This window comes from Angustibacter speluncae, assembly GCF_054777815.1.
In genome coordinates this window covers 5888-15792 of sequence record NZ_BAAHAF010000133.1, presented here as the reverse complement: position 1 = coordinate 15792, position 9905 = coordinate 5888, and the positions used below count along the sequence as shown (strand labels likewise).

At 74.6% G+C, this 9905-nt stretch carries 10 protein-coding genes and 1 pseudogene; all 11 read right to left on the bottom strand.

Going from position 1 to position 9905, the window contains the following annotated elements; all coding sequences use genetic code 11:
• A pseudogene (locus ACYVKY_RS15425) lies at positions 1 to 828 on the bottom strand (hypothetical protein); the annotation flags it as partial.
• A complete protein-coding gene (gene flhA, locus ACYVKY_RS15420) occupies positions 812 to 2905 on the bottom strand; it encodes a flagellar biosynthesis protein FlhA (protein ID WP_460435874.1) in 2094 nt (697 codons plus the stop codon). The gene flhA and the pseudogene ACYVKY_RS15425, both read right to left, overlap by 17 nt.
• Before the next feature lie 300 nt (positions 2906 to 3205).
• Positions 3206 to 4303: an EscU/YscU/HrcU family type III secretion system export apparatus switch protein gene (locus ACYVKY_RS15415; RefSeq protein WP_460435873.1), complete on the bottom strand. Its 1098-nt coding sequence runs from the start codon at positions 4301 to 4303 to the stop codon at positions 3206 to 3208.
• Between the two features lie 4 nt (positions 4304 to 4307).
• On the bottom strand, positions 4308 to 5078 hold the full coding sequence (gene fliR, locus ACYVKY_RS15410; protein WP_460435872.1) for a flagellar biosynthetic protein FliR: 771 nt from the start codon (positions 5076 to 5078) through the stop codon (positions 4308 to 4310).
• Positions 5079 to 5081: 3 nt separating this feature from the next.
• Entirely contained in the window at positions 5082 to 5357 is a 276-nt protein-coding gene (gene fliQ / locus ACYVKY_RS15405; protein ID WP_460435871.1) for a flagellar biosynthetic protein FliQ, read from the bottom strand.
• 2 nt (positions 5358 to 5359) lie between these two features.
• Entirely contained in the window at positions 5360 to 6259 is a 900-nt protein-coding gene (fliP, locus tag ACYVKY_RS15400; RefSeq protein ID WP_460435870.1) for a flagellar type III secretion system pore protein FliP, read from the bottom strand.
• Positions 6256 to 6711 (bottom strand): flagellar biosynthetic protein FliO, encoded by a 456-nt coding sequence (fliO, locus tag ACYVKY_RS15395; RefSeq protein ID WP_460435869.1) that lies wholly within the window; start codon positions 6709 to 6711, stop codon positions 6256 to 6258. Before fliO ends, fliP begins: the two co-directional genes overlap by 4 nt.
• Positions 6712 to 6757: 46 nt before the next feature.
• Complete coding sequence (gene fliN / locus ACYVKY_RS15390; protein WP_460435868.1) at positions 6758 to 7462, bottom strand: flagellar motor switch protein FliN; 705 nt, start codon at positions 7460 to 7462, stop codon at positions 6758 to 6760.
• A complete protein-coding gene (locus ACYVKY_RS15385; protein ID WP_460435867.1) occupies positions 7459 to 8400 on the bottom strand; it encodes a flagellar motor switch protein FliM in 942 nt (313 codons plus the stop codon). The genes fliN and ACYVKY_RS15385 overlap by 4 nt, the downstream gene beginning before the upstream one ends.
• Positions 8401 to 8493: 93 nt before the next feature.
• A complete protein-coding gene (locus ACYVKY_RS15380; RefSeq protein WP_460435866.1) occupies positions 8494 to 8964 on the bottom strand; it encodes a flagellar basal body-associated FliL family protein in 471 nt (156 codons plus the stop codon).
• A gap of 56 nt (positions 8965 to 9020) precedes the next feature.
• Positions 9021 to 9905: OmpA/MotB family protein (locus ACYVKY_RS15375; RefSeq protein WP_460435865.1), on the bottom strand; the 885-nt coding region annotated here is incomplete at its 5' end.

Genomic DNA, 9905 nt, shown 5'->3' with positions numbered 1-9905 from the left:
GAGCAGCTGCGCGGGCACGCCGAGGTCGGCGAGCGCGGTGGCGGCGTCGAGGGAGCGGGCGTGCCGCGAGCGGCGGGCGTGCCGGCCGGTGCCCTCGAGCGCCGGCGGGGTCTGCGGGCGCGCGACCTCGACCGGGAGCGCGACGGGCTCGCGGGTGACGACCGGCTCGCGGCTGACGACCGGGGCCGGCTCCGGGTCGGGCTCGGGGCCGGGGTCGGTGACGACGGCGGGCGCGTGCTCGCGCTGCAGGTCGGCCAGCAGGTCGGCGAAGGCGCTCGACTCGGTCGACATCGGCCGGTGCGGCACGTGCACGGCGGGCTGCTCCTCCACGCGGCGGAACACCCAGGGCTGCGGCTGCTGCCCGACCTCGGCCTCGGCCTCGACCGGCTCGGGCAGGCCGACCGGCTCGGCCAGCGCGACCGGTGCCGCGACGGGCGCGGGAGCGGACGCGGCGGCGAAGGCGGCGGCCGCGACGGCGACGGGCACCGGGGCGAGGGCGGTGAGCGGCGCGGTCGCGAGCTCCTCCTCCTCGGCGGTGGCGAGCACCGCGTCCAGGCCCACCGGGGCGGGAACGGGCTCGGCGGCGCGCTGCGCGGGCACGTCCGGCGCGAGCACGGCCTGCGCAGTCACGGCCGGCGCAGGCTCGGCGGGCGCGGCGGCGGTCTCGTCCACCTCGACCGTGATCTCGAAGTGCTCCTTGGAGAAGAAGCCTCCGAGCCCGCCGGTGCGGACCTTCTCGGCGGCGACGATGCGGGCGTGCTCGCCGTGCTCCTCGCGCACGCGGGCGAGCAGCGGCTCGATCGCCGGACCCTCAAGCAGCAAGCGCATCGGCGCCGGTCACCGTCCCCACGGTCTCGATCCGCAGGCCGCTTCCGCCGACCTCGGAGTACGACAGGACCGGGAGGCGGGGCACGCCCAGCGCCACGAGGCGCCGGGTCGCGGACCGCAGCCCGGGTGCCACCGCGAGGACGGGGACCATGCCCCGCTCCTCCGCGGCGGTGGTCAGGCGGGCCAGCTGGTCCATCACCGTCTCGGCGCGGTGCGGGTCGAGCGACAGCACCGGGCCGTTCTCGCTCGGGCGCACCGCCTCGACCAGCGAGTGCTCCAGGACGGGGTCCAGCGTGAGGACGGTGAGCGCACCGTCCTGGCCGTACGGGGCCGCGACGGCGGGGCCGAGCGCGGCGCGGGCGGCCTCGACCAGGCCGTCCGGGTCGGTCGAGACGCGGGCGCGGCTGGTCAGGCCCTCGAAGATGCGGGGCAGGTCGCGGACGCCGACGCCCTCCTCGAGCAGGCCCTGCAGCACCTTCTGCACCTCGCCGAGGGTCATCGAGTTCGGCACCAGCTCCTCGACCACGGCCGGGTGCTCGGCCTTGACGCCGTCGACGAGGGCGCGCACGTCCTCGCGGCTCAGCAGCCGGGCGGCGTTGGTCGTGATCACCTGCGACAGGTGGGTGACGAGCACCGACGCGCGGTCGACCACGGTCGCGCCGGCGAGCTCGGCCTGGTGCCGCAGCTCGACGGGGACCCAGCGGCCGGCGAGCCCGAAGACGGGCTCGGTGGTGGCGGTGCCGGGCAGCGCCTCGAGGCCGTCGCCGAGGGCGAGCAGGCGACCGGCCGGGGCGAGGCCGCGGGTGACCTCGACGCCGGAGATGCGGATGGCGTAGGTCGACACGGGCAGGTCGACGCTGTCGCGGGTGCGCACCGGCGGGACGACGACGCCCAGGTCGAGGGCGATCTTGCGGCGCAGCGCGCGCACGCGGTCGAGCAGGTCGCCGCCGGAGGCGGTGTCGACCAGGTCGACCAGGTCGGGGGCGAGGACGACCTCGAGCGGGTCGACGCGCATCTGCGCCCGCAGCGCCTCGGGGGTGTCGGGGTTCACGGCGGGGACGACGGCCTGCTCGTCGGACTTCTCCTCGTCGAGCGCGTCCAGCGGCCTGGCCCGCTGCGCGAGCAGCAGGACGGCGGCGCCGACGAGGATGAACGGCACCTTCGGCATACCGGGCAGCAGCGCGAGGGCGATGGCGGCGGACCCGGCGATGAGCAGTGCCGGCTTGTGCTGGGAGAGCTGGCGGGCGGCGTCGGTGCCCATGTCGCCCTGCGTGGTGGCGCGGGTGACGATGAGGCCGGTCGACACCGACATCAGCAGGGCCGGGATCTGGGTGACCAGGCCGTCGCCGACGGTGAGCAGGCTGTAGGTCTCGATCGCCTCGCCGGGTGCCATGCCGCGCTGCATCATGCCGATCGCGAAACCGCCGACCAGGTTGATGACCGTGATGACGATGCCGGCGATCGCGTCGCCCTTGACGAACTTCGACGAGCCGTCCATCGCGCCGTAGAAGTCGGCCTCGGCGCTGACGTCGGCGCGGCGGCGCCGGGCCTCGTCCTCGTCGATCAGGCCGGAGTTCAGGTCGGCGTCGATGGCCATCTGCTTGCCGGGCATCGCGTCGAGGGTGAACCGGGCGCCGACCTCGGCGACCCGGCCGGCGCCGTTGGTGATGACGACGAACTGGATGACCACGAGGATCAGGAAGATGACCAGGCCGATGATGAGCGAGCCGCCGACGACGAAGTGGCCGAAGGCCTCGATCACCTTGCCCGCGTAGCCGTCGGCGAGCACGAGCCGGGTCGAGGCGACGTTGAGCCCGAGCCGGAACAGCGTGAACACCAGCAGCAGCGAGGGGAAGATCGCGAAGTCCAGCGGGCGCCGCACGTACATCGAGGTCAGCAGGATGACCAGCGCCGAGACGATGTTCAGCGCGATCAGGACGTCGAGCAGGGGCGCCGGCACGGGCACGACGAGCAGCAGGACGATGCCGACCACGCCCACGGGCACGGCGAGCGCGCCGATGCCGGGGCGGCGTCGGGCGGCAGCCGTGGGGGCGGTGCCAGGGGTCACCGGGGCCATGCGCGGTCGCGTCCTCTCGAGGGGTCGCTCGAACTCGTGCGGTGGCCGTTCCCTGGCCCGCTGGCGCCGTCCTGGCCTCTCCTGCTTCGGCCGGAGAGAGGCGTACCTGTAGAGGAGCGGGAGAGGTGTTTGCAGAGGGCCCGGCCCGCTCGGCTCCGGCGCGCCGAGCGAGGGAGCGAAGCGACCGAGTCGAGGCGGGAGGAGTCGAGCGTTCAGGGGGCCGGGGCCGCGCGAGCGTCAGCGAACCGGAGGCAGGGGGCGGGGGCCGCGCGAGCGGCAGCGAGCAGAGGGTAGAGCGCGTCAGCGAGCAGACGGTTGAGCGAGCTTGTGGACGCCGCTCGCGGCCCCTCTGCTGCGCAGGCGCATGACGAAGGCGAGCACCTGGGCGATGGCGGCGAAGGTCTCGGACGGGATCTCCTGGCCGATCTCGCAGGCCTTGTGCAGGGCTCGGGCCAGCGGGACGTCCTCGACCATCGGGACGCGGTGCTCGGCGGCGCGCTCGCGGATCTTCGCGGCGACGGCGCCGGCGCCCTTGGCGACGACGCGGGGGGCGCCCTTCGCCGGGTCGTAGCGCAGGGCGACGGCGACGTGGGTGGGGTTGACGAGAACGACGTCGGCCTTGGCGATCTCGCTCATCATCCGGTTGCGGCTCATCGCCATCTGCTTGGACCGGATGGCGCCCTTCAGCAGCGGGTCGCCCTCGGACTGCTTGTGCTCGTCCTGGATCTCCTTGCGGCTCATCTTCAGCTGCTTGCCGATGCGACGCTTCTGCACGACGAAGTCGAGGGCGGCGATGACCAGGCCGGCGACGACGGCCGAGCGCACCAGGTCGGTGGTGCCACCGCCGACCGACTGCAGCGTGGCGGTGAGGGGCAGCGAGCCGGAGCCGACCAGGTGCGGGACGAGGTCGACGACGACGCGCCACAGCACGATCCCGAGGACGACGGTCTTCAGCAGCGCCTTGAGCCCCTCCCACCAGGCGTTCGGGCCGGCGATGCGCTTCAGGCCCTTCCAGGGGTTGAGGCGGGAGAACTGCGGCTTGGCGGCCTTGGTGGCCAGGTGCAGCCCGCCCTGGGCCGCGGTGGCGCCGATCGCGACGGCCACGGTGACGCCGCCGAGCGGGGCGAGGGCGATGGCGCAGTCACCGAGGGCGCCGGTGAACGCGGCGAGGGCGCGCGCGGGGTCGGGGTCGGCCGCGACGGCGTCCAGGCTCGTCATGGCGGTGAGCACGGCGTCCTTGGTCGCGCTCGCCACGCCGGGCAGCAGCAGCGCCGCGGCACCGACGCCGAGCCAGGCCCCGAGGTCGGACGAGCGGGCGACCTGGCCCTGCTCGCGGCCCTCCTTGAGCTTCTTCGGTGTGGGTGCCTCGGTCTTCTCGCCGCCACCCCCCTCGGCCACGGGGCTACCCGCCCGCCGTGCCGACGACGGCGCGGTTCGCGTCGTCGACGAGGCCCTCGACCACGCCCGGCAGGCTGACGAACGCCAGGCCGACGACGACGAGGGTGATCATGATCTTCAGCGGGAAGCCGAGCGCGAAGGCGTTGAGCGCCGGGGCGACCCGGGTGAGCAGGCCGAGGCCGACGTCGGTGAGGAAGAGCACCGCGATCATCGGGGCGGCGACCTGCAGGGCGGCGAGGAACAGGCCGGTGAGGGCGGCGGTGCCGGACGCCGCGAGCCGGTCGAGGTCGAGCACCCCGCCGACGGGCAGCACCTCGAAGGTGCGCAGCAGGCCCGCGAGCACGAGGGCGTACCCGTCGGTGGCGAACAGCAGCGCGAGCGCGGTGAGCTGGAAGGTGCGGCCCATGATCGCCGAGCCGCTCTGGGTCATCGGGTCGAAGACGAACGCCATGCTGAACCCGCCGAACAGGTCGAGCAGGTCGCCGGCGGCGCGGACGGCGGCGAACACGCACATCACCAGGAAGCCGAGCCCGCTGCCGACGAGCACCTCCTGGGCGGCGCTGACGACCATCGCACCGGTGTCGATGCCGTTCTCCAGCAGCGCGGGCGGCACGTCCGGCATGACGGCGAGACCGAGGGCGAGCGCGAGCATCGCCTTGACCTGCGCGGGGATGGCACGGTGCGAGAACGGCGGCGCGAGCAGCAGGAACGCCGAGGTGCGGATCGTCGCCAGCAGCAGGGCGACGACCTGCTCGAGCGGGACGTCCAGGCCCACGGCTCAGCCGCCGGCCAGGAGCGAGGGGATCGAGTCGTACAGGCCGGTGGTGAACGAGGTGACCTCGTGCAGCATCCAGTTGCCGCACACCAGCATCGCGACGCCCACGGCGATCGCCTTGGGGACGAAGCTGAGCGTGACCTCCTGGATCTGGGTCACCGACTGGAACAGCGAGATGGCGAAGCCCACCACCAGCGCGGTGAGCAGCACCGGCGCGGACACCTTGGCGGCGACGGTCATCGCCTGCATGGCGATCTCGAGGATGGCTGCGTCGTTCACCGCTACCCCAGGGGACTTCCGTAGGAGCCGACCACGGCGGTGACCACGAGGCCCCACCCGTCGACCAGGACGAACAGCAGCAGCTTGAACGGCAGCGACACCGTGACGGGCGGCAGCATCATCATGCCCATCGACATCAGCGCGGCCGAGACGACCAGGTCGATGACGAGGAACGGCACGAAGACGACGAACCCGATGATGAAGGCCGAGCGCAGCTCGGACAGCACGAAGGCGGGGATGAGCGTCAGCAGCGGCGTCTCCTCGCGCGAGGGCGGGTTCGGCCGGTCGGCGGCGCGGCTCATCAGCGCGAGGTCCTCGGCGCGGGTGTGCCCGAGCATGAACTCGCGCAGCGGCTCGATGCCGGCGTCGAACGCCTGCGTCTGGGTCAGCTCGCCGTTCAGGTAGGGCTGGACGCCCAGGTCGTTGACCTCACCGAGCACCGGCCCCATGACGAACAGGCTGAGGAACAGCGCGAGGCCCGCGATCACCTGGTTCGGCGGGACGGCCATGAGCCCCAGCGCGTTCCGGGTGATCGACAGCACGACGAAGATCTTGGTGAACGCCGTCGTCATGAGCAGCAGCGCCGGCGCGACCGACAGGGCGGTGATCGCGAGGATCACCACGATCGAGCCGCTGGGCTTGCCGTCGACGCCGTTGACGTCGACCGAGACGACCGGGCCGTCGCCGGTGAGCGGGTCGGCCGTCGGCGCACCGGACGGCGCGGAGGGGTCGGTCGGCGCGGTGGGGGCGGCCGGGCCGGCGGGGGTCACCTGGGTGGCGAGCACCACGCCGGTGGAGGGTGCGGCGGAGGCCGGGGCGCCGCCGAGCAGGACGGCGAAGGCCGCCAGGGCGGCGACGGCCAGGGCCAGGAGCGCCGTCCTGGCCCGCAGGGAGGGGCTCATCGTCGCGTCGTCCGCTCTCGCAGCACGTCCAGCGCCTGGGTCCAGGTCGCGGGCGACAGCGCGGACCCGGCGAGCGCGCCCTGCTGCTGCTTGGCGAGCTCGGTGCGGCGCGGCCGCTGCCGCGGGACGGCGTCCGGCACCGGCGCGACCTCGGGCAGCTCGACGACCTCGCTGACGCGGACGGCGTCCGGCGCCGTGACCTCCGCGGGCAGCTCGGTCTCGGTCAGCAGGCTGACCTGCTGCTCGGTCACGCCGAGGACGAGGTTCCGCTCCCCCACGCGGACGACCACCACGCTGGCGGCGCGCGACAGCGGCTGCCGCGCGACCACCTCGGTGAGCCCCGCGACGCGTCCGGCGCGGCCGCGGTTCATGCCCCGCGAGACGAGCCAGATCAGGCCGACGACGCTGCCGAGCGCGACGGCGAGTCGCAGCAGCACGGCGAGGGTGTCCACGGTGGGGGTGTCTTCCGTCCGGTCGGGGTCGGGTGGGTCGGGTGGGTCAGGCGTTCGAGGTGGGCGGGACCAGCTCGGTGATGCGCAGGCCGAAGTCCTCGTCGACGACGACGACCTCGCCGCGGGCGATCACGCGGCCGTTCACCAGCAGGTCGGCCGGGGCGCCGGCGGCGCGGTCCAGCTCGACGACCGAGCCGGGGGCGAGCTCGAGCAGGTCGCGCACGGTCATCCGGGCGCGGCCGACCTCGACCGACAGGGTCATCTCGACGTCGCGCAGCAGGTTCAGGCCCAGCCCGGACAGCGCGGCCTCGGCCGACGCCGGCGAGGCCTGCCGCGGCACGGGCGGGACCGCGCCCTCGCGCAGGGAGAGACCGACCCAGGCCAGCGCCACGCCGTCGCCGGCGAGCGCGGTGACCGAGCCGGCGGCGACCTCGTCGGCGGCGACCTCGCGCACCGGGCCGAGCACGCTCGGGCCGAGGACCGAGGTCGCGGCCTCCAGGGCGGGGCGCACGACGTCGACCAGGTCGAGACCGGCGGAGCCGGCGGTGAGCGCCTGCACCAGGCCGGCGTCCAGGGCGAGGAGGACCTCGCCGCTGCGGGTGCCGGTGAAGGTGGCGGCGTGCACGACCGCGCCGGGCGCCGGGGTCGCCGGGCCGTCCTGCGGCACGAGCGGGTGCGGCGCGGGGACGAGCGGCGCGACGGCGGCCGCGGCGGCGGCCGTCTCGGCGGTGGTGGTGGACGTGGGGCTCATCGGGAGTCCTCCTCGCGGCTCACGATCAGGGCGGCGCGGCGGGGGCCGCGGGACGTGGTGACGGCTCGGGCGACGGGCACGCCGGCGACGCTGAGCAGCAGCGGGCGGTCCGTCGGGTGGCTGAGGCGCAGGACGTCGCCGACGGCGAGGCCGAGCACCTGCTCGGGCGGGACGCGCAGGCCGCTCATCGAGACGGCGGCCTCGACGGGCACCTCGGGCAGCAGGCTGCGCATCGTGCGGGCGGCCTCGGCGGCGCGCTCGATCTCGGCGGGGGTGCGCACGTCCTGCGGGGCGAGCGCGCCGAGGCGCTGCAGCAGGGGCGCCATCGGGAGCATCAGGGTGGCGGGCTCGGTGTGCTCGCCGACCTGGACGGTGAAGGTGGCGACGACCACGACGTCGGTGGCCTTGCCGGCACCGAGCAGCTGGGCGTCCTGCTGCAGGCCCTCGACCGCGGCGTCGGGCGAGCCGAGCGCGGCGAAGGCGTAGGGCAGGGTGCCGAGGGCGCGGCTGACCATCGCCAGGGTCACCGTGGTCTCGATCTCGGTCAGCGGGCGCTCGGGCTGCGCTCCGCCGGGGCCGCCGAGGCTGTGGTCGAGGTGCGCGAGGGCCGTGCCGGACGTCAGCTGGAGCACGCTGGTGGCGGGCTCGCCGAGGTCGAGGGTGAACACGACCAGGGCCGGCACTCCCGGCATGGACTCGACGTAGGCGTCGTAGGTCGACTGGGTGACCTCGGTGAGGGAGACGGCGACCGGGCAGGTCAGCCGGCTGGCGAGCTGGGTCGTCCACTGCCGCGCGAACGTGTCGGCGGCCACCTCGAGCAGCCGGGTGTGCTCGCGGGACAGCCGGGCCGGCGCGGCGAAGTCGTACTCGACGACGGTCCCGCGCCGCCGCGACCGGGTGCCGGCGCGCCGCTCGGGGTGGGTGGTCGTCTCGCTCACACCGCTCTATCGACACCCAGGGCCCGGGGTTGAGCCGTTCGGGTCGTCTTCCTCGGAACGGGTTGAAGGGGCCCCGCTCCCCCCGCGGCGTCGCTACTGCGTGACGAACTCGGTGAAGTACACGTCCATGACCTCGTGGTGGTAGGCCTCCTCGACCTCGTGGGTGAGCTCCTCCTGCAGCGCCTGGCGGGTCGTGGTGTCGCTGAGCTCGGCCAGCGGGCGTCCGGTGAAGGTGTCGATCAGCAGGTTGAGGGCCTTGCTGCCGTCCGGGGCGTGCGCCGCGTCGGCGGTGACCTGCAGGGCGATGCCGACCCGCAGGTAGTGCCCGTCGGCCAGGTTGATGCTGATCGCCTCGAGCGCGAGCACCTCGCCCGGCTCCGGCTCCGGCTCGGCGGCCTCGCCGCCGCTCGGCCTCAGCAGGAACCAGTAGGCGGCGCCGCCGACCAGGGCGAGCACGAGCACGACCACGATCAGCAGCTTCTTCTTCGACTTCTTCGCGGGGGCGGCCTCGCCGCCGTCGGCGGCTGCGGTCGCCCCGGGGCGGGTGGCGGTGGCGGTGGACATGACTCTCTCCAGCGGGCTTCGGGGTGCGGGGACGGACGGGGACGGCGCGGACGGCATCAGTGGCCCCCGTCGTCGGCCTCGCCTGCGGCGGGCTCGGGGTGGGCGTCGGTGCTGAGGCCGCGGGCCTCGGCGATCTGCGGGATCAGGTCGCGGACGGCGGCCGGCTGCTGGTCGAGCACGACCAGGTCGACGCGCCGGTTGCCGCTGACCGCCTGCGGGTCGTGGATCGGGAACAGCGGGCGGGTGTCGCCGTAGCCGGTGGCCGACAGCCGGTCCGGCGCCATCCGGCCCCGGTCGATGAGGTGGCGCACGACCGCGGTGGCGCGGGCGCTCGACAGCTCCCAGTTGGTCGCGTACGCACCGCCGGTCATCTGCAGGTGGTTGGCGTTGCCCTCCACCGCGATCGGCTCCTCGAGCCGGGCGAGCACGGGCGCCATCGCGTCGAGCACGTCCAGGCCCTTGGGCTGGATCTGCGCGCTCGCGCTGGCGAAGAACACGTCGTCGGCGACGACGGCGGCCACCAGCCCGCGCTCGGTCACGCGGAACCGGACGTGGTCGCCGAGCCCCTGCGCGTCCAGCGCCGCCTCGAGCGCCGCCTGGATCTGCTGCAGCCGGTCGAGCTCGGCCTCGGCCGCGTCGAGCCGGGCCTGGGCCTGCCGCGCGCTGTCGTCGCCCTGCGCGCCGCTGCCGTCGACCAGGTCGACCGGCGCCGGGGCGGCGTCGACCTCGAGCTGGGCGGGGTTCGGCACGCTGCCGTTGCTGCTGAGCATGCCGGTGCCGCCCTCGACCGGGATGGCCGAGCTGGCGCCGAAGCCCTCGGCCAGACCGCTCTTCAGCTGCACGAACTTCTGCTGGTCGACCTGGCTGATCGCGAACAGCACGATGAACAGCGCCATCAGCACGGTGATCATGTCGGCGTAGCTGACGAGCCAGCGCTCGTG

Bases quoted from the DNA above. Each gene is read 5' to 3' on its own strand.
- flhA (WP_460435874.1), bottom strand. From the start codon at position 2,905: ATGGCCCCGGTGACCCCTGGCACCGCCCCCACGGCTGCCGCCCGACGC.
- fliP (WP_460435870.1), bottom strand. From the start codon at position 6,259: ATGAGCCCCTCCCTGCGGGCCAGGACGGCGCTCCTGGCCCTGGCCGTC.
- fliN (WP_460435868.1), bottom strand. From the start codon at position 7,462: ATGAGCCCCACGTCCACCACCACCGCCGAGACGGCCGCCGCCGCGGCC.
- ACYVKY_RS15380 (WP_460435866.1), bottom strand. From the start codon at position 8,964: ATGTCCACCGCCACCGCCACCCGCCCCGGGGCGACCGCAGCCGCCGAC.